Source organism: Streptomyces sp. NPDC001700 (genome assembly GCF_053596435.1).
On record NZ_JBSFGE010000025.1, the window covers coordinates 18886 to 38484 of the forward strand.

The window sequence follows — 19599 nt, forward strand, 5'->3', positions numbered from 1 at the left end:
GGCCGCCCGGCGCTACCGTCGGACAGGCCCCTGCACCAGGGCCGCCACGCCGTCGGGGAGGCCCTTATGCAGCCGCAGCACCAGCAGGACCGCACCGGTCTCCTCTGCGGCTTCGCCGCGTACGGGCTGTGGGGCCTCGCCCCGCTCTTCTGGCCGCTGCTGGAGCCCGCCGGAGCGGCCGAGATCCTCGCCCACCGCATGGTCTGGTCGCTGGTGGTCGTCGGGCTCATCCTGCTGGCGCTGCGCCGCTGGTCCTGGATCGGCCCGCTGCTGCGGCAGCCCCGGCGGCTCGGCCTCGTCGCGCTCGCCGCGACCGCCATCTCCATCAACTGGGGCCTCTACATCTGGGGCGTCAACAGCGGACACGTCGTCGAGACGGCGCTCGGCTACTTCATCAACCCGCTGGTCAGCATCGGCTTCGGCGTACTGCTGCTGCGCGAGCGGCTGCGCCCGGTGCAGTGGGTGGCGGTCGGCGTCGGCGTGGCGGCGGTGGGCGTGCTGGCCGTCGGCTACGGCAAGCTGCCCTGGATCGCCCTCACGCTGGCCTTCTCCTTCGCCACGTACGGCCTGGTCAAGAAGCGGATCGGGCTGGACGGGCTGGAGTCGCTGGCCGCCGAGACCGCCGTCCAGTTCCTGCCCGCGCTCGGCTTCATCGGCTTCCTCGCGGTGCGCGGCGACAGCACGTTCGGCAGCGGCGGGACGGGCCATTCGGTGCTGCTGGTGAGCTGCGGGCTGATCACCGCGGTGCCGCTGAGCCTGTTCGGGGCGGCCGCGGTACGGCTGCCGCTGTCGACCATCGGGATGCTCCAGTACCTCACGCCCACCTCCCAGTTCATCCTCGGGGTGGCCGTCTTCCACGAGTCCATGCCGCCCGAGCGGTGGGCGGGCTTCTCCCTCGTCTGGCTCGCGCTCGCGCTGCTCACCTGGGACGCGCTGCGGACCGGGCACCGGGCACGCCGCCAATTGGCGGACGCGGCGGCGCTGGCGGCCGCGGCACCGCCCAAGGCGGCGGAGCCACAGCCCGGCCCGATATCCGGCGGCTGATGTCCGGATTTCGCCCTTGACGGAGGGTCAGCCACACCCGGAGCATCAGCCTCGCGCCATTTCGGCGTCATCTTGTCGTACCGCTCCACTACCCCCATGGGTACGTACGTACGTGCATCACCTTGTGCATCACACAGCGTCACGTCATTCCGTGCAGTCCCCGTTCGGAATCGGAGCCCCCCATGTCGTCATGTGCTGAGCCCCGCCACACCCCCCGAAGATCCGTGTCCCGCCGGGCGGCCGTCGCCGTCGCGGCCGGAGCCGCGATCGCCTCTCTGGTGTCGGCCGCCCCCGCCTCTTCCGCCGCCGCGGCTCCCCCGCCTCCGGCGGCCGCCGCCCTCGCCGTACCGGATGTGCCGCTCGCCAACGTCAAGGCGCATCTGACCAAGCTCCAGTCCATCGCCACCGCCAACGGCGGCAACCGCGCCCACGGCCGCCCCGGCTACAAGGCGTCGCTCGACTACATCAAGGGGCTGCTGGACGCGGCCGGGTTCACCACCACGGTCCAGACGTTCACCTCCGGCGGCGCCACCGGCTACAACCTCATCGCCGACTGGCCCGGCGGCGACGCCGACAACGTGGTGTTCTCCGGCGCCCACCTGGACTCCGTCAGCGCGGGACCCGGCATCAACGACAACGGCTCGGGGTCCGCCGCCATCCTGGAGACCGCGCTCACCGTCGCCCGCTCGGGGCTGAAGCCCACCAAGCACCTCCGGTTCGCCTGGTGGGGCGCCGAGGAGCTGGGCATGGTCGGGTCCCGGTACTACGTCAACAGCCTGTCGACCGCCAACCGGGCGAAGATCGACGGCTATCTCAACTTCGACATGATCGGCTCGCCCAACCCGGGCTACTTCGTCTATGACGACGACGCCCGGATCGAAGGGGTCTTCAAGGACTTCTACGCGACCAAGGGCGTCGCGACGGAGATAGAGACCGAGGGCGACGGCCGCTCCGACCACGCTCCGTTCAAGAACGTGGGCATCCCGGTGGGCGGCCTGTTCAGCGGCGCCGACTACATCAAGACCGCCGCCCAGGCCCAGAAGTGGGGCGGCACCTCCGGTCAGGCCTTCGACCGCTGCTACCACCGCTCGTGCGACACCACGACGAACATCAACGACACCGCGCTGGACCGCAACAGCGACGCCATCGCGTACGCCGTCTGGACGCTGTCCTCCTGACGCACCGGCATCACGGTCTGAGTGGTCTGGCCCGACCGCTCAGGCCGTGATGTCCTTCGCGGTGAACCGGGCCCAGGCCGCCGAGCCGAACACGGCCAGATACAGCCCCTGCAGCTCGGCGTTCTTGATGAGCTGGTCCCAGTAGACCGGCTGGCGGAGGAGATCCGCGAAGCTGAGCCAGTAGTGCGGGAAGAGATACGGATGGATCGCGTGCAGCTGCGGGATCTCGTCCAGGATCTGCACCGTCACCACGAGCCCGACGGTGGTCGCCATGGCCGCGATGCCGCTGTTGGTGAGGGTGGAGATGAACAGGCCCACCGCCGCGATCCCCACCAGTGACAGCGCCACGACGCCCGCCACGCCGAGCGCCCGCACCAGCCCGTCGCCGAAGGACACCGAGGTGCCGGAGATCAGCGTGACATCACCGAGCGGGAACAGCATCGCCCCGGTCGCGAGCCCGGCGGCGGCCACCGTGAGGGTCGCGGCCACGCAGAACGCCAGGATGGTGACGAACTTGGCGAGCAGCAGCCGGGTGCGCCCGGCGGGGGCGACCAGCAGATAGCGCAGCGTCCCCGGACCCGCCTCACCGGCGATGGAGTCCCCGGCGATCACGCCGATGGCCATCGGCAGGAAGACGGGCAGCGTCGCCGCCAGCGCGGCGAAGACGAGGAAGATCCCGTTGTTGGTGATCTGCGAGAAGAAGGCGGGCCCGTCGCTACCGGCTCCGCCACCGCCGCCACCCCGGCCGAAGCCGCCGCCGTCGCTGGTCTCGATCTTCACGGCGACGCCGATGAGGACCGGGACGGCCGCGAGCACGCCGAGCAGCGCCAGGGTCCGCCAGCGGCGGAAGGTGGTGGACAGCTCGCTGCGGAAGAGGGCCAGGGCCCACAGCGGCCGCGCCCGGGGCGTCTCGTACGTCCCTCCGCCCCCAGCCGTTTCAGCCGCTTCAGCCCGCGACATCGAATCCCTCCCCGGTCAGCGCGACGAAGGCGTCCTCCAGCGAGGCGCCCTCGGCGCCGAAGGCCCGTACCCGCACCCCGGCGCGCACCAGGGCGGCGTTCAGGTCGGCGGGCTCGGGCGCGGGCGTGGGCAGCTCGCCGGAGACCCGCTCCTCCAGGACCACCAGGTCCGTCACCCCGTGCTCCTTGAGGACGCGGACGGCGTCGGCCGGGTCCGGGGTGGTGACCGACAGCCTGCCGCGGCTGCCCGCCGCCAGCTCGGCGACCGTGCCCTGGGCGACCAGGCGGCCCCGGGTCATGACCGCCGCATGGGTGCAGACCTGTTCGATCTCGTCCAGGAGATGCGAGGAGAGGAAGACCGTGGTGCCCTCCTGGGCCAGCGCGCGCACCAGGGTACGGATCTCGCGCATGCCCTGGGGGTCGAGCCCGTTGGTCGGCTCGTCGAGAACCAGCAGCTCACGCGGCTGGAGCAGGGCGGCGGCCAGGCCGAGGCGCTGTTTCATCCCCAGCGAGTACGCCCGCGCCTTCTTCCCCGCCGCGGCCCCGAGCCCGACCCGCTCCAGCGCCGAGGCGGCGCGGGCGGCCCGGGTGCGGGGGTCGGCGGTCGGATCGGCGGCGTCGTAGCGCAGCAGGTTGTCCCGGCCGCTCAGATACGGGTAGAGGGCGGGCCCCTCGATGAGGGCGCCCACCCTGGGCAGCACGCTGCGGGCGGCGCGCGGCATCGGCAGGCCCAGCAGCCGGGCGCCGCCCGAGGTGGGCTCGATCAGCCCCATGAGCATGCGGATCGTCGTCGTCTTCCCCGAGCCGTTGGGCCCGAGGAAGCCGAAGACGCTGCCGCGCGGGACGGTCAGGTCGAGCGCGTCGACGGCGAGCTGCCCGCCCCGGTAGCGCTTGGTGAGCCCGCGGGTCTCCACCACGGCATCGGCGGACCGCTCGTCCACGGGCTCTCCTTCCCTCTGCTCCTACTTGGCCTTGTTGGCGGCCGCGACCAGGGCTTCCTTGTCGACCGCGCCGACGAAGACCTTGCCGTCGTCGGTCATCAGCGCGTTGACCAGGCGGGTGCTGAACACCGTGCCGGAGCCGAAGTCGCCCTTGACCTTCTTGCCGAAGCTGCCGAGGAGGTCGGAGGCCGCTCCGCCGTCGCCGCCCGGGGCGGAGGGGGTCTCGCCGGTCGCCCCGGCCTTCTGGCCGTCGTCGAGGCGGGCGATGGTGTCCCAGCCCTTCCCGGTGACGTTCAGCCCGGACAGCGCGTCCGCGCCGCCCGGCTGGCCCTTGAAGCCCTTCTCCCCGTGACCCGGGCCGTCGGCGCTGTCGTGGGTGACCTTGGCGCCCTTGGGCGGCGTGAAGTCGAAGGTGCCCGCGGCGGGCTTGCCGAAGTCGACCTTGGTGAAGCCGACGTCGACGGCCGCCTTGCCGCCGCTCTTCGGGGTGAGGGTGAACTTCAGCGGCACACCGTTGTCCGCGTCGACCGCGATCCGGACCGAGCCGACCGTGGAGGCGCTCTGCTTGGGCTTGATCAGCAGCTCGTAGGCGTCCCGCCCGGCGACCTGGGTGGTGCCGTCGACCGTCACCTCGGTGGTGTCGTCCACGGCGGCCAGCATCTGCTTCGCGAACTGCTGCGGGGTGGCACGCTCCAGACCCTTGGGGGCCTGGTCGCGCTTGTCCGCGGCGTCCTTGGGGGCGCTGGCGTGGAAGACGGAGTTGCTTCCGCTGTCGTACGCCCACAGCTGATCACCGTTGTGGATCATGCTGTACTCGGCGGCGTTCTCGACGATCGACACCCGCTGCTTGTCGGGGCCGTCGGCGGCCACCCGCAGGGTGTGGGTGCCGGACGCCAGCTCGGTGAGCTTGGCCTCCGGCGCGGTGCCCTCGCCCTTCTCGCCCGCGAGGCCGTTCGCGGCACCGGCGAGGGAGCCGCCGCCCGGGAGCGTGGGGAGCCCCAGATCGGTGGTGATCTTCACCGAGCCGGACACCTGCTGCTGGTCCGATGCGGCCATCTTGCTGATCAGCTGCTGTGCCGTGATCTTCGGCAGGTCCGGGGCGCCGCTGCTGGCCAGCGCCGGGACCAGCCCGATCGTCGCGGCCGCGATGCCCGCGACCGCGACCGGGGCCCCGTAGCGGAGCGCCTTGGTGCGTCGTGTGGGCCGTTCGTCGTCCCAGAAGCCGTCGTCGGCGACCTGTATCGGTCGGATCCGTGCCATGTGTGCTCTACCTCCGTCGTCGGCGGCGGTCGTCAGCCTGCACTCGTCCACCTCTCGGGCCATTGTCTCCCGATCCCGCCATGTGGTGGTCTTCTCATCCCACCAAATCGGGAGGGCCGATACGTCAGCCCGCAGGATCAAGTGTGTGTACTGCTCCGGTATGACGGTCCGCGCCGCGAGGCGGATCCCCCTCGGGGTATCCCGTAGGGGCTACGGCCCCGGGACGGTACGGGGTGGAGATCATCCGGCCCGGTGGGCCACCGCGTCGCACAGGCCCTCCAGGGCCGACTTCGCCGGGCCCTCCGGCAGGGGTGCCAGCATCGAGCGGGCCTCCGCCGCGTAGCGCAGCGTGTCCCGGCGGGCCTGCTCCAGGGCGGGGTGGGCGCGCAGCCGCCGCAGCACCTCGGCGTGGCGGGCGTCGTCGGTGAGGTCGCCCGCGAGCAGCTCGCACAGCTCCCGGTCCTCCGGCGCACCGGTCGCCTCCGTCCGCGCTCTCAGATGCAGGACGGGAAGGGTGGCGATGCCCTCGCGCAGATCGGTGCCGGGGGTCTTGCCTGACTCATGGCTGTCGCTGGCGATGTCCAGCACGTCGTCGGCCAGCTGGAAGGCCATGCCGAGCCGCTCGCCGTACTGGGTCAGGATGTTGACGATGGACTCGTCGGCGCCCGACATCATCGCGCCGAACCGCCCCGAGACGGCGATCAGCGAGCCGGTCTTGCCCGCGAGGACGTCCAGATAGTGCTCGATGGGGTCGCGGCCGCGCGGTCCGGCGGTCTCCAGGATCTGGCCCGTGACCAGCCGCTCGAACGCCTCGGCCTGGACCCGTACCGCCTCAGGACCCAGGTCGGCCAGGACGTGGGAGGCGCGGGCGAAGAGGAAGTCACCGGTGAGCACCGCGACCGAATTGCCCCAGCGGGCATTGGCGCTGGGCACCCCGCGCCGCACCTCCGCCTCGTCCATGACGTCGTCGTGGTAGAGCGTGGCCAGATGCGTCAGCTCGACGACGACCGCCGAGGGCACCACACCGGGGGCGTACGGGTCGCCGAACTGGGCGGCCAGCAGCACCAGCAGGGGCCGGAAACGCTTGCCGCCCGCGCGCACCAGATGCTGGGCGGCCTCGGTGATGAACGGCACGTCGCTCTTGGTGGCCTCCAGCAGGCCCTCTTCGACAGCCGCCAGCCCGGCTTGGGTATCGGCTTCCAGAGTCTGGTCCCGCACGCTCAGCCCGAAGGGCCCGATGACGCTCACGGGGTACTCCTGTCTGCCTACGTTCACGCGGAATGTCGATGTGTCGCCGCCTCCACCAAAAGGCAGCGTATCCGGTCGGGTATCGATCGCTGTGGGCGCCTTCCCGCCTTGTGCGCAGCACAACGCCCTCACCCCGAATCGACCGGTTACCCACGCGGTACCGCGATCGCGAGCAGATCATTCATCATGTGGCCCCCGACCGTTCACCGATCGGGGGCGGAACCGGGCCCAGGGCCCGGCTCAGGTCACTCATCCGTGCGCGGCGGCCACCGCCTTCGCCAGCCGGGGCGACGCGTACTCCGTGCCGCACACGAACCGCATCACCGGGCCGAAGGAGGCCGCCGCCGGGAGCCCGGTGAAATAGAGCCCCGGCACCGACGAGCCATACCCGGCGTCCAGTCGGGGACCACCGGCGCCGGTGACCACCTGGGCGCGCAGCTCGGGGCCGAGGAAGCCGAGCGCGGCCAGATCCATCCGGTAGCCGGTCGCGGCCATCACATGGTCCGCGGCCAGCTCGCCGACCCGGCCGCCGCCGCCCAGCGTGAGCACCGGCCTGCCGCCGCTCTCCACGGTGACCCGGGTGACCTTCACTCCCTGGGTGACCTTCACCTTCCCGGCGAAGCGACCGCGCAGCCACCAGGCGCCCTTGGGCCCGAGCACCGTGCGCACCAGATACTCCCGGGCCGGTGCGGGCAGCCGCCGGAAGCCCGCCGCGTGGTACGACAGCGCGTACAGCGACCAGGCGCGGCCGAAGGGCGATACGGGCCGCAGCCGGGGCTGACGGTCCGGCGGGGAGCCGAAGGCGACGGCGGCCCTCCCCCGGGCCACCACCCGCACCGACGCGGCGCCCGCCTCGGCCAGCAGCACCGCGCTCTCCAGCGCCGACTGCCCGGCCCCGACCACGACGACCTCGCGGCCCGCGAACCGCCCCAGGTCATGGTGGTGTGAACTGTGCGACACCGGCCCGGCCGCAGACGGGCCGTCGGGGACGGCGGCGGCGAACTCGGCGGGCAGATGGGCCAGCCCGCTGAGCCCGCTGGCCACCACGACGGCCCGCGCCGTGAACTGCTCCCCCGAATCCAGCTTCAGCTCGAAGCGGCCGCCCCGCCGGTCGACGGCCACCACCCGGGTCCGCTCCAGCTCCGGCACCAGCCGCTCCTGGAACCACAGCCCGTACCCCGCGAAGGTCTCGACGGGGATGATGTCCCAGTCGGACTGATAGGGCGTGCCGCCCACCGCGTGGCAGTAGTCGAGCAGGGTGTGCCCCGGCTGCGGTGCGTCGATGGTCGACGCGACCGGGGTGGACTTGAGCAGCATGCCCGCGGGCATCTGCTCGCGCCAGCTCACCATCGGCTCGCCGAAGACGCGGACCGGCAGGCCGCGGGCGCGTAAGTGGGCGGCGGCCGACAGACCGTATGGACCGGCCCCGATGACTGCTACCGGATCGTTCACGAATCCCCTCCCCAAGGCGTTACCTGTTCTTGGCGCGCCACATCCGGTACAGATGCGTCGCACCGGGCCGCACGCAGCGCGCCAGCATGGTGAAGAACGGCCGCAGGTCGTCGCGCGCGGCCCAGGCCAGCTCGGTCCCGCTCGCCCGGGCGGGCGCGTGCGGCGTGGTGTATCCACTGCGGCGGTAGGCGAGCAGGGCGGGCAGGTCGATGTTCTCGACGACGAACCGCCGGGCCGCCAGCTGCGCGGCCTCGGGCACCTTGCGCCCCGTCAGATCGAGGTGCTGCGCCCGGACGACGTCGAGCCGCGCCTCGTTCTCGAAGAGCCGGAACTGCGCGCCCATCCGGGGGTTGAAGTCCAGCAGCTTGTACCGCCCGTCCCGCCGGTCGAAGCGCCAGTCCAGATCGACGATGCCGCTGAAGCCGATCCGCTTGATGAACCGGGCCGTCATCCGGGCCAGCTCCTCGTTGTCCACCGCGTAGGCGCACGCCGTCATGCCCGCGTGCGGCGGCCAGGACCGCACCTTGACGCCGGTGAACATCGCCAGCGGCGAGGACTCCGCGTCGAAGTAGGCGTGCACGATCCAGTCCTCGGCGGACTCCCGTGGCAGGTACTCCTGGAGGACCACCCCGGGCCGTGGCCCCCAGTCGCGGGCCAGCGCCAGCAGCTCGCGCGGCCCGGCGATCCGCGTGGTGCCGCCCACCGCGGGCTTCGCCCGCCGCTCGAACGCCTCCCGGTTCTTGGCGACGACCGGAAACCGCGCGCTCACCGCGAACGCCTTGACGTCGGCGTACGAAGCGGGGAACACCGCCTCCGGGGTGGGCACCCCGTGCTCGACGCACAGCTCGTGCAGCCCCTGCTTGCTGGCCAGCCGCCGGGGCAGCCCCGGCTCGGTGCGCGGGAAGAGGAACCGGCCCTCCCCGGCGAGCACATCGGCATGCTCGCCGATCAGCACCGCCGCCTCCTCGTCCGTGGGCACCAGGACCGCCGGACGGCCGATCGCCCGCGCCGCCCGCAGCAACCCCTCGACCAGCCGCTCCGGCCGCTCCCTGCCGGTGGTCGGCCAGACGAAGGCCCGCTTCAGATAGCGCGACTGGGCGGCCGGGGTCCAACGGTCCTCGGTGACCGCGTACATGGGGATGCCGAGACGGCCCAGGGAGCGGATGGCCCCCACACCCCCGTGATGCAGCGGGTAATCGCCTATCTTCACGATCAGCCCCGGCACGGAACGGTCCACCGCGAACGGCACAGCACTGCTCGCCACGAGTCCCCCTCGGTCACCCCACCGCAGTGGTCCCCCCACTGTGCGTGACCTGATCCAGGACGCTACTTCGGATTTACCTCCTTCAGCAAGGATTTTCCGGACATTGCCATCCCTTTAGGTGGCAGTCACCCCACAGGGGTGGCATACCCCCGGGCCATAGGGTGAGCCCCGACCGTGGCGACACCCCACCGTGGCGCCCCCACCGTGACGACAGCGGTGGCGACGACGAGAAGGCGAGGCACCCCCACCCATGGCGCAGCGAAGCCCGCTCGACCTGCCCGAAGGCGACCCCTTCGGCCCGGACAACCTCCCCTATGGCGTCTTCACCACCTCCGAAGCCCCTCATCTGCGGAAAATCGGCGTGCGCTACGGCAGTCATGTGCTGGACGCGGGCGCCGCCGCGGCGGCCGCGGCCTCCCCGCACGCCGAGCTGCTCGGCGCCTCCTCGCTCAACCCGCTGATGGCCGCGGGCCGTCCGGCCTGGCAGGCCGTCCGCGCGGAGCTGCGCGACTGGCTGACCGACCCGGCGCACCGGCACGCCATCGAGCCCCTGATGCACCCCCTCGCCACCGTGGCTCTCCACCTCCCGATCGAGGTGGCGGACTATGTCGACTTCTTCGCCAGCGAGCACCACGCCTCCAACGCGGGCAAGATCTTCCGCCCGGACGGCGACGCCCTCACCCCCAACTGGAAGCACATGCCGATCGGCTACCACGGCCGGGCCGGTACCGTGCTCGTCTCGGGCTCGCCCATCGTCCGCCCCCAGGGCCAGCACCTGCCCCCGGCCGAAGCCCCCGCTCCCGCATCGTCTGGCCCCGCATCGTCTGGCCCCGCATCGTCTGGCCCCGCATCGTCTGCTCCCTCATCGCCCGCTCCTCCCCGGCCGGTCTTCGGCCCCTCGCTGCGCCTCGACTTCGAAGCCGAGGTCGCGTTCGTCGTCGGTGCCCCCTCACCTCTGAATACACCGCTGCCGCTCGCCGGGTTCCACGATCACGTCTTCGGCGTCTGTCTCCTCAACGACTGGTCCGCCCGCGACATCCAGGCCTGGGAGTACCGCCCCCTCGGCCCCTTCCTCGGCAAGTCCTTCGCCACCTCCCTCGCCGCCTGGGTCACCCCGCTGGACGCGCTCGCCGCGGCCCGTACCGCCCCGCCCGCCCGCGACGTCCCGCCGCTCCCCTACCTCGACGACTCGGCCGCCGAGCCCGGCGGGTTCGATCTCCGCCTCGACGTGGCGGTCAACGGCCACACCGTCTCCCGGCCCCCGTTCTCCGCCATGTACTGGACCGCGGCCCAGCAGCTCGCCCACCTGACCGTGAACGGCGCCTCGCTGCGCACCGGCGACCTCTTCGCCTCCGGCACGGTCAGCGGCCCGCACCAGGACGAGCTGGGCTGTCTGCTCGAACTCACCTGGGGCGGCCGCGACCCCCTCCGCCTCCCCGACGGCACCCGCACCTTCCTGGAGGACGGCGACGAGGTGACCCTCACCGCCTGGGCGCCCGGCCCGGACGGGGTCCGCATCGGTCTGGGCGAGGTGACCGGCCACGTTGTCCCGGCGGCGTCATGAGCGGCTGCTAATTTGTCGTGCTCCTTGCCCCGATGGCCCTGATATCCAATATCCGAGGAGAAGCGCGTGAAGAAGGCAGCGAGTATCGCCGGGACGGTGGCCGCGGCCGCCCTTCTGCTGACGGCGTGCGGCAGTGACAGCGACGAGGGGACGAAGGACACCTCCAAGGACACGCCGTCGGCGCAGGAGTCGAGCGCCCCGGCGGAGGGGGGCGCGGACTCCACGATCACCGGCGCCTACCTCGCCAAGAACGGCGGCCAGACGCTCATCCTCTCCATCGGCGGCGAGAAGGCCTCCCTGATCGCGGGCAAGCACGTCTGCAACGGTGAGTACACCGACACCGGCGAGAAGATGCTGATGTTCAAGTGCGCCGACGGCAACACCGACCGCGCCATGGGCAAGGTGGCCCCGAGCGGCGACGGCAAGACGCTCACCGTCGACTGGGACGCGCTCTCCGAGAACGACACCTTCACCCGGGCCACCCCCGGCGACGTCCCCTCGGGCATGCCGACCTCGCTGCCCTCCGGTCTCCCCACCGACCTGCCGAAGGACATTCCCACCGGCTGATCCCGGCCCGCCGTTCCCCTCCCGCCGCACCCCGCGAGCCCCCGGTGAAATCGCCGGGGGCTCGCCGCGCGCAGTGGCAGATCTTGCTTCCGCGCTGGTGATAGGCGCAGGTCAGGGCGGTTTCCAACGGGCCGCCAGGTGGCGCAATGTACTGGCAACACCATCGCACCGGCCCCGTCGGTATGGTCCGAAACAGACCCGCCGCCCAGCACACCACCCCGGAGCCGGCCGATGCCAGCCGAACGCACCCGCGAACGCACCCGCGAGCACGCCCCGCCGCTCGCCGCCGCGCGCCGCCGCCGGTTGCGCGCCGACCAGGCCCGGCAGCTCGCCGATCTGCTCCGCCACCAGATCCTCACCGGCGGCTTCCCCGGGGGCGTACTGCCGCTGGAGGACGCGCTCGGCGCGGACTACGGCGCGTCCCGCAACACCCGTGCGCCTGGCGCTCGACCTGCTGCGCGCCGAGCGGCTGGTGGAGCGGCAGCCGGGCGTGGGTACGGTCGTCGTGGCCGAGAAGTACCCGCACGGCCTCGACCGGCTGCAGGGGCTGGCGGAGACCCTGAAGGAACACGGCCGGGTCACCAACGAGGTGCGCACCGTCGGCCCGGTGCCCGCCCCCGCCTGCGTCGCCGACCGGCTGCGGGTCCCCGTACGCACCGATGTCCTCTACGTCGAGCGGCTGCGGCAGCTCGACGGTCTGCCGCTCTCCCTCGACCTCACCTACCTCCCGATGGACATCGGCGCCGAACTGCTGGGCGCCGACCTGGAGAACACCGATGTGTTCCGGCTGATCGAGAAGATCACCGGACAGCGGCTCGGCACCGCCGAGATCACCCTGGAGGCCGTCAACGCCGACGCGCACTCCGCCGCCGTGCTCCAGGCCCCGCGCGGCGCGGCCGTCCTCATGCTGGAGCGGCTCAGCCACCTGGCACATGAACGTGGACGAGTGCTGGTACTGCGGCCCGTGCGCCGCCCGCTGTACCACCGGCGCGGTCACGGTCATCAAGCAAGATGCCCTATCTCCTGAGTTGACTGCTCCCCTCCCTGAAGGGGAAGGGAGTCCTGGCTCAGGCTGCCTTCCGGAGCAGCGCTCAGGAAGGTCTTACGCCCTCGGCACCAGCCGGGTTCAGACCTGCCCGGACGAGCATCACGCGCGCGGAGTTCTTGTCCCTGGGGGAGACGGCTCCGCACATGGTGCAGGTGTAGGTACGTTCCGACAGCGGAAGTGCGTGCTTGGTTCTCGCACCGCACGACGCGCAGTCCATGGTGGTGTGCGCGGGATGCACGAGGCGGACGTCCCGCCCGTGCTTGCGGCCCATCTCGACCAGGGCCTGCTTGGTCGCGCCGATCGCGGCGTCCGCCGCCTTGCGCGCCATGGTGGTCTTGGCGAGGAACTTCGGGCGGAAGTCCTCGACGGCCAGGGCGTCGTGGTCAGTCACGACGCGCTTCGCCCACTTGCGGGCGGTGTCCTGCCGCTGCCGCGCCACCTGCTTGTGCAGCTTCGCCGTCTGCCGCTGTGCCTCACGGTAGCCCGTGGACGCGGCCTGCCCACGGGCGGGGCGGCGGCGGGCCATCATCCGCTGGTATCGGGCGAGCCGCTGAGCGGCTTTCCGGCCGTGCTGGGCGTGGGGGAGGTCGTGGGTGTCAGATGTGGTCGTGGCGGTCTCCTTCACGCCCCAGTCCACCCCGAGGACGGCGCCGGTCGTGGGAAGCGGCTGCACCTCGGTGGCGACGACGAAGGAGGCGTACCAGTGCCCCGCCGCGTCGCGGTACACGCGCACCGAGGAGGGCGCGGCGGGCAGCTCACGCGACCACACCACGGTCAGCACGATGCCGCCGGCGAGGTGCAGGCGGCCGTCCTTCAGCCGGAACCCGCGCACCGTGTAGTTCAGGGTTGGGTCGGCCTCGCGCTTCTTCTTGTGCCGGGGCATGCCCGCGCGCTGCCGTATCGGCAGCCGCTTCTCGATGTCCTTCCAAGCCTTGGAGCGGGACTTGGCGAAGTCCCGGATGATCTGCTGCTGCGGTACCGAGGCGCCTTCACGCAGCCACGGCGTGCACTCGCGGGCCCCGGTCAGCATCTTGTCGAGCTGAGCCGGGCCGCACGTCAGCCTGTCGTCCGGGGCGGCCTTGTTGTGGGCGTGTACGGCTCGGGACTTGGCGACGCATTCGTTCCACACCCACCGGCAGCGGTCCCACTCGGCGAGCAGCAGCGTGCGGGCGGTCGACGACACACGCAGCCGGTACGTGTATCGGGCATGCCCGCTCTCCTTCACCACCGGCATGACATCACCCCCTCCCACCTGGGGAGACCATACGTGCGACACACGTACGCCCGTACCCTTACCGCACCTTGTCATCACAATCAGCGAACACAGGTACATACATTCGCTTTTCCGGCTTTGCTGGCGGTCTTACGGGGGCTCCACGCCCCGGTAGGTCCAGACACTGCGACGCTCCGCGTCGCCATCACAGGATGGAGCCGGGCGCCGCCGACGCGTCGCGCGAGGTGCGGGTGGCGACGGCGGCGCCCTGGACACCCTGGCCCCCGGCGGCCGACGCCCGCCGCCTCCTCACGCCCCTGCTGCACGACGGGGACGTCCTGGTACGGGCCGCCGCCCTGGAATCCCTGGCCTCGGCGGGCTGCCCGCCACCACTGGACGCGGAGGCGCTGGCGGCCCAGCAGGACCCCGCCTGGCAGGTCCGCCGGGCCGCGGCGACGGCCCTGTCCGCCGCCGCCCCGCCCGTCGCCGTCCCGGCCCTCGCCGGGGCCCTGACCGACCCCCACGCCGACGTCCGCAAGGCGGCGGTGCTGTCCCTGGGTTCGGGGAGGGGGTGGGGAATGACGGTGCCCCGGCCAGGCACCGTCGCGGTGTCCGGCCGGGGCGGAGCGCACTGGGGGCGGGGACGGCTAGCGTACGAAGACGCCTGCTTGGCCCGCCAGGTCCAGGAAGTACTGCGGGGCCACGCCCAGGACTACCGTCACCGCCACGCCGATCGCGATCGCCGACGACGTCAGGGGGCTCGGGACGGCCACCGAGGGGCCGTCCGCGCGGGGTTCGCTGAAGAACATCAGCACGATGACCCTGATGTAGAAGAAGGCCGCGATGGCCGACGAGATCACACCGACCACGACCAGCGCACCCGCGCCCCCGTCCGCCGCCGCCTTGAAGACCGCGAACTTCCCCGCGAAACCACTGGTCAGCGGGATACCGGCGAAGGCCAGCAGGAAGATCGCGAAGACGGCGGCCACCAGGGGCGAACGACGCCCCAGACCGGCCCACTTCGACAGATGCGTGGCCTCGCCGCTCGCGTCGCGCACCAGGGTGACCACGGCGAAGGCGCCGAGGGTCACGAAGGAGTACGCGGCGAGGTAGAAGAGGACGGAGGAGATGCCCTCCGGCGTGGTGGCGATGACACCGGCGAGGATGAACCCGGCGTGTGCGATGGAGGAGTAGGCCAGCAGCCGCTTCACATCGGTCTGGGTGACGGCGACGATCGCGCCGCCCAGCATGGTGACGATGGCGACGCCCCACATCACCGGCCGCCAGTCCCAGCGGAGCCCCGGCAGGACGACGTACAGCAGCCGCAGCAGCGCGCCGAAGGCCGCCACCTTGGTGGCCGCGGCCATGAAGCCGGTGACCGGGGTGGGGGCGCCCTGGTAGACGTCCGGGGTCCACATGTGGAACGGCACGGCGCCGATCTTGAACAGCAGCCCCATCAGCACCAGCGCCCCGCCGAGGAGCAGCAGCACGTCGTTGCCCATGGTCCCGGCGAGCGCCGGGGTGACGTTGCGGACCTGGCCGTTCACGACGTCGGCGATACCGGCGTACGCCACGGTGCCCGCGTACCCGTACAGCAGGGCGATCCCGAAGAGCAGGAACGCGGAGGAGAAGGCGCCGAGCAGGAAGTACTTGACGGCGGACTCCTGGGACAGCATCCGGTGGCGCCGGGCGAGCGCGCACAGGATGTACAGCGGGAGGGAGAAGACCTCCAGCGCCACGAACAGGGTCAGCAGGTCGTTCGCGGCGGGGAAGACGAGCATGCCGCCCACCGCGAAGAGGACCAGCGGAAAGACCTCGGTGGTGGTGAACCCGGCCTTGACGGCGGACTTCTCGGCGTCGCCGCCGGGCACGGCGGCGGCCTGGGCCGCGAAGGAGTCGACGCGGTTGCCGTGGACGACCGGGTCGAGCCGCCGCTCGGCGAAAGTGAACACCGAGACCAGCGCGACCAGGAGAATGGTGCCCTGGAGGAAGAGCGCGGGCCCGTCGACGGCGATGGCACCCATGGCCGCGACATGGGCCTTCCCGGTGCCGTAGTCACTGGCGGCGAGGCCGATGACGGCCGCGAAGGCCGCGGCGAGGGAGACGACGGAGACGAACAGCTGCGCCGCGTAACGCTGGGCGCGCGGCAGGAACGCCTCGACGAGTACGCCGATGATCGCGGCGCCGAGCACGATCAGGGTGGGCGCCAGTTGCCCGTACTCGATGTGCGGCGCGGGGATCTTGTCGGGCGCCGCCGCCGCTGTCGTCCACAGGCTGTGGACAGTGGCCGCGTGGGTCACTTGGCACCTCCGGAAGCACCGTCGTGGGAAGCACCCTCGGGCTTGGGGCTGTAGTGGAACCAGCCCGCGTCAGTGACGGGGTGATCGGGCTTGGGATCCTTCTCGTCCACCACGGACAGCGTGTGGTCGACCGCCGGGTTGACGATCTCGGTCAGCGGCTTGGGGTAGACGCCGAGGAAGAGCAGCAGCGCGATCAGCGGCGCGACGACGAGCACCTCGCGCGGCCGCAGATCGGGCATGGTGCGCACCTCCTCCTTCACCGGGCCGGTCATGGTCCGCTGGTAGAGGATCAGGACGTACAGCGCGGCGAGCACGATGCCGAGGGTGGCGATCACTCCGACCACCGGATAGCGGGCGAACGCGCCGACGAGCACCAGGAATTCGCTGATGAAGGGCGCGAGCCCGGGCAGCGAGAGGGTGGCCAGACCGCCGATCAGGAAGGTCCCGGCGAGCACCGGGGCGACCTTCTGCACGCCTCCGTAGTCGGCGATGAGCCGGGAGCCGCGCCGGGTGATGAGGAACCCGGCCACCAGCATCAGCGCGGCGGTCGAGATGCCGTGGTTGACCATGTAGAGGGTGGCGCCGCCCTGGCCCTGGGTGGTCATGGCGAAGATGCCGAGGACGATGAAGCCGAAGTGGGAGATCGACGCGTAGGCGATCAGCCGCTTGATGTCCCGCTGGCCGATCGCCAGCAGCGCCCCGTAGATGATGCTGATGAGCGCGAGGACCAGGATCACCGGGGTGGCCCACTTGCTGGCCTCGGGGAAGAGCTGGAGGCAGAAGCGGAGCATCGCGAAGGTGCCGACCTTGTCGACGACCGCGGTGATCAGCACGGCCACGGGCGCGGTGGACTCGCCCATCGCGTTGGGCAGCCAGGTGTGCAGCGGCCACAGCGGGGCCTTCACCGCGAAGGCGAAGAAGAAGCCGAGGAACAGCAGCCGTTCGGTGGTGGGCGCGATGTCCAGCTGTCCGCTCGCCCGGGCGTCCACGATCTGCTGGAGCGAGAAGGTGCCGGTGCCCAGGTCGTCGGCGGTGACCGCGTAGAGCCCGACCACCGCGGCCAGCATGATCAGCCCGCCCGCCAGGTTGTAGAGCAGGAACTTCACGGCGGCGTACGAGCGCTGGGTGGCCGTCTCCTCCTCGGACCGCTCCCCGGCCCGGTCCCCGAAGCCGCCGATGAGGAAGTACATCGGGATGAGCATGGCTTCGAAGAAGATGTAGAAGACGAAGACGTCGGTGGCCTCGAAGGAGATCACCACCATCGCCTCGACCAGCAGGATCAGCGCGAAGAAGCCCTGGGTGGGCCGCCAGCGGCGGTTCGGGCGGGCGCCTTCCAGCGGATCGGCGTCATGCCAGCCCGCCAGGATGATGAAGGGGATGAGCACGGCGGTGAGCGCGATCAGGGCGACCGCGATGCCGTCCACGCCCAGTTCGTAGCGGACCCCGAAGTCCTTGATCCAGGCGTGGGATTCGGTGAGCTGGAAGCGGCCGCCGTCCGGGTCGAAGCGGACCAGGATGACCGCCGCGAGGGCGAGGGTGACCAGGGAGAAGGCCAGCGCCACCCACTTGGCGGCGGCGCGCTGGGCGGCGGGCACCGCGGCGGTGGCGATCGCGCCGAGCGCGGGCACCACGGCCGTGGCCGTCAGCAGGGGAAAGGACATGACTCAGACCGCCCTCATCAGCAGGGTCGCGGCGATGAGGACCGCCGTACCGCCGAACATCGAGACCGCGTACGTACGGGCGTAGCCGTTCTGGAGCTTGCGCAATCGGCCGGAGAGTCCGCCGACCCCGGCCGCGGTGCCGTTGACCACCCCGTCGACCAGCGTGTGGTCGACGTAGACCAGACCGCGGGTGAGGTAGCGGCCGGGCTGGACGAGCGCGACATGGTTGAAGTCGTCCTGGAGCAGGTCGCGGCGGGCGGCCCGGGTGAGCAGGGAGCCGCGCGGAGCGGTGCGCGGCACGGGCTTGCGCCCGTACTGCGCCCAAGCGAGGGCGACGCCGATCACGAGGACGACCATCGTCCCGGCGGTGACGGTCGCGGCGCTGAGCGGGGAGTGGCCGTGGCTGTGGCCGGTGACCGGCTCCAGCCACTTCAGGAACGCGTCGTTCAGGCTGAACAGCCCGCCCGCGAAGACCGATCCGAAGGCCAGGACGATCATGGGGATGGTCATGGACTTCGGCGACTCGTGCGGATGCGGTTCGTTGCCCTGGGCGTCGCGCTCCCACCGCTTCTCGCCGAAGAAGGTCATCAGCATCACGCGCGTCATGTAGTACGCGGTGATGGCCGCGCCCAGCAGGGCCGCGCCGCCGAGGATCCAGCCCTCGGTGCCGCCCTTGGCGAAGGCCGCCTCGATGATCTTGTCCTTGGACCAGAAACCGGAGAGCCCGGGAAAGCCGATGATGGCGAGGTAGCCGAGCCCGAAGGTGGCGAAGGTGACCGGCATGTACTTTCGCAGGCCGCCGTACTTGCGCATGTCGACCTCGTCGTTCATGCCGTGCATGACCGATCCGGCGCCGAGGAAGAGCCCCGCCTTGAAGAAGCCGTGGGTGACCAGGTGCATGATCGCGAAGACATAGCCGATCGGGCCGAGCCCGGCGGCCAGGATCATGTAGCCGATCTGCGACATGGTCGACCCGGCCAGGGCCTTCTTGATGTCGTCCTTCGCGCAACCGACGATCGCACCGAAGAGCAGCGTGACCGCGCCGACCGCGACCACCGCGGCCTGTGCGTCGGGCGCGGCGTTGAAGATGGCGCCGGAGCGGGTGATCAGGTAGACGCCCGCGGTCACCATGGTCGCCGCGTGGATCAGGGCCGAGACCGGGGTCGGGCCCTCCATCGCGTCGCCGAGCCAGGACTGCAGCGGCACCTGGGCCGACTTGCCGCACGCGGCGAGCAGCAGCATCAGCCCGATGGCGGTGAGCTTGCCCTCGCTCGCGTGGTCCGCTGTCGACAGCACGGGGGCGAAGGCGAAGGACCCGAAGGTCGTGAACATCAGCATGATCGCGATGGACAGGCCCATGTCGCCGACGCGGTTGACGATGAACGCCTTCTTCGCCGCCGTCGCCGCGCTCGGCTTGTGCTGCCAGAAGCCGATGAGCAGGTACGAGGCGAGGCCGACGCCCTCCCAGCCGACGTACAGCAGCAGGTAGTTGTCGGCGAGGACGAGCAGCAGCATGGCCGCGAGGAACAGATTGAGATAGCCGAAGAAGCGGCGGCGCCGCTCGTCGTGCTCCATGTAGCCGATCGAGTAGATGTGGATCAGCGTGCCCACACCCGAGATCAGCAGGACGAAGGTCATCGACAGCTGATCGAGCTGGAAGGCGACGTCCGCGCGGAAGCCGCCCACCGGAATCCAGCTGAAGACCTGGCTGTGCAGGGCGCGGTCGTGCTCGCCCCGGCCCAGCATGTCGGCGAAGAGCACGGCGCCGATCACGAAGGAGGCGCCCGCGAACGCCGTGCCCAGGTAGTGGCCCGTGCGGTCCAGCCGCCGCCCCCCGCACAGCAGGAGGGCCGCGCCGAGCAGCGGGGCCGCGACGAGCAATCCGATGAGGTTCTCCACT

The 19599-nt window shown here is 71.4% G+C and carries 14 protein-coding genes and 3 pseudogenes; 7 read left to right on the forward strand and 10 right to left on the reverse strand.

Features of this window, described 5'->3' with window-relative positions; genetic code table 11:
* Window positions 1–66: 66 nt before the first annotated feature.
* Both rarD and ACWC5C_RS33525 read left to right on the forward strand, forming a co-directional pair.
* Entirely contained in the window at window positions 67–1044 is a 978-nt protein-coding gene (gene rarD, locus ACWC5C_RS33520) for an EamA family transporter RarD (RefSeq protein WP_450881661.1), read from the forward strand.
* 182 nt (window positions 1045–1226) lie between these two features.
* A complete protein-coding gene (locus ACWC5C_RS33525; protein ID WP_450881663.1) occupies window positions 1227–2222 on the forward strand; it encodes a M28 family metallopeptidase in 996 nt (331 codons plus the stop codon).
* Between the two features lie 39 nt (window positions 2223–2261).
* Here the strand turns inward: ACWC5C_RS33525 and ACWC5C_RS33530 are convergent, their stop codons facing one another.
* From ACWC5C_RS33530 to ACWC5C_RS33555, 6 genes are all read right to left on the reverse strand, one after another.
* Window positions 2262–3182, reverse strand: coding sequence for an ABC transporter permease (locus ACWC5C_RS33530; protein WP_450881665.1), 921 nt, complete (start codon window positions 3180–3182; stop codon window positions 2262–2264).
* Complete coding sequence (locus ACWC5C_RS33535; RefSeq protein WP_450881667.1) at window positions 3169–4122, reverse strand: ABC transporter ATP-binding protein; 954 nt, start codon at window positions 4120–4122, stop codon at window positions 3169–3171. Before ACWC5C_RS33535 ends, ACWC5C_RS33530 begins: the two co-directional genes overlap by 14 nt.
* Before the next feature lie 21 nt (window positions 4123–4143).
* Window positions 4144–5382 (reverse strand): LolA family protein, encoded by a 1239-nt coding sequence (locus tag ACWC5C_RS33540; RefSeq protein ID WP_450881669.1) that lies wholly within the window; start codon window positions 5380–5382, stop codon window positions 4144–4146.
* A gap of 240 nt (window positions 5383–5622) precedes the next feature.
* Window positions 5623–6630 carry a polyprenyl synthetase family protein gene (locus tag ACWC5C_RS33545; protein WP_450881671.1) on the reverse strand — a complete coding sequence of 336 codons (1008 nt, stop codon included), beginning with the start codon at window positions 6628–6630 and terminating at the stop codon, window positions 5623–5625.
* 249 nt (window positions 6631–6879) lie between these two features.
* Entirely contained in the window at window positions 6880–8082 is a 1203-nt protein-coding gene (locus ACWC5C_RS33550) for an FAD-dependent oxidoreductase (protein WP_450881673.1), read from the reverse strand.
* Between the two features lie 19 nt (window positions 8083–8101).
* Window positions 8102–9346 carry a carboxylate--amine ligase gene (locus tag ACWC5C_RS33555; RefSeq protein WP_450881675.1) on the reverse strand — a complete coding sequence of 415 codons (1245 nt, stop codon included), beginning with the start codon at window positions 9344–9346 and terminating at the stop codon, window positions 8102–8104.
* Window positions 9347–9596: 250 nt separating this feature from the next.
* Between ACWC5C_RS33555 and ACWC5C_RS33560 the strand changes: the two genes are divergently transcribed.
* From ACWC5C_RS33560 to ACWC5C_RS33575, 4 genes and pseudogenes are all read left to right on the forward strand, one after another.
* Entirely contained in the window at window positions 9597–10910 is a 1314-nt protein-coding gene (locus ACWC5C_RS33560; protein WP_450881677.1) for a fumarylacetoacetate hydrolase family protein, read from the forward strand.
* Between the two features lie 66 nt (window positions 10911–10976).
* Entirely contained in the window at window positions 10977–11477 is a 501-nt protein-coding gene (locus ACWC5C_RS33565; protein ID WP_450881679.1) for a hypothetical protein, read from the forward strand.
* A gap of 231 nt (window positions 11478–11708) precedes the next feature.
* Window positions 11709–12417: pseudogene (locus ACWC5C_RS33570) on the forward strand (GntR family transcriptional regulator); the annotation flags it as partial.
* Window positions 12410–12478, forward strand: a pseudogene (locus tag ACWC5C_RS33575) (4Fe-4S dicluster domain-containing protein); the annotation flags it as partial. The pseudogenes ACWC5C_RS33570 and ACWC5C_RS33575, both read left to right, overlap by 8 nt.
* A 90-nt stretch (window positions 12479–12568) precedes the next feature.
* Here the strand turns inward: ACWC5C_RS33575 and ACWC5C_RS33580 are convergent.
* Window positions 12569–13759, reverse strand: coding sequence for an RNA-guided endonuclease InsQ/TnpB family protein (locus ACWC5C_RS33580; protein ID WP_450881681.1), 1191 nt, complete (start codon window positions 13757–13759; stop codon window positions 12569–12571).
* Window positions 13760–13950: 191 nt separating this feature from the next.
* On the opposite strand from ACWC5C_RS33580, the pseudogene ACWC5C_RS33585 reads away from it, so the two are divergent.
* Window positions 13951–14286 (forward strand): annotated as a pseudogene (locus ACWC5C_RS33585) (HEAT repeat domain-containing protein); the annotation flags it as partial.
* A 99-nt stretch (window positions 14287–14385) separates the two neighbouring features.
* Here the strand turns inward: ACWC5C_RS33585 and nuoN are convergent.
* The 3 genes from nuoN to nuoL are packed head-to-tail and all read right to left on the reverse strand — an operon-like array spanning window position 14386 to window position 19598.
* Complete coding sequence (nuoN, locus tag ACWC5C_RS33590; RefSeq protein WP_450881683.1) at window positions 14386–16038, reverse strand: NADH-quinone oxidoreductase subunit NuoN; 1653 nt, start codon at window positions 16036–16038, stop codon at window positions 14386–14388.
* Window positions 16035–17699 (reverse strand): NADH-quinone oxidoreductase subunit M, encoded by a 1665-nt coding sequence (locus ACWC5C_RS33595; RefSeq protein WP_450881685.1) that lies wholly within the window; start codon window positions 17697–17699, stop codon window positions 16035–16037. Before ACWC5C_RS33595 ends, nuoN begins: the two co-directional genes overlap by 4 nt.
* 3 nt (window positions 17700–17702) lie before the next feature.
* Window positions 17703–19598: an NADH-quinone oxidoreductase subunit L gene (gene nuoL, locus ACWC5C_RS33600; RefSeq protein WP_450881687.1), complete on the reverse strand. Its 1896-nt coding sequence runs from the start codon at window positions 19596–19598 to the stop codon at window positions 17703–17705.
* Between the last annotated feature and the right edge of the window lies 1 nt (window position 19599).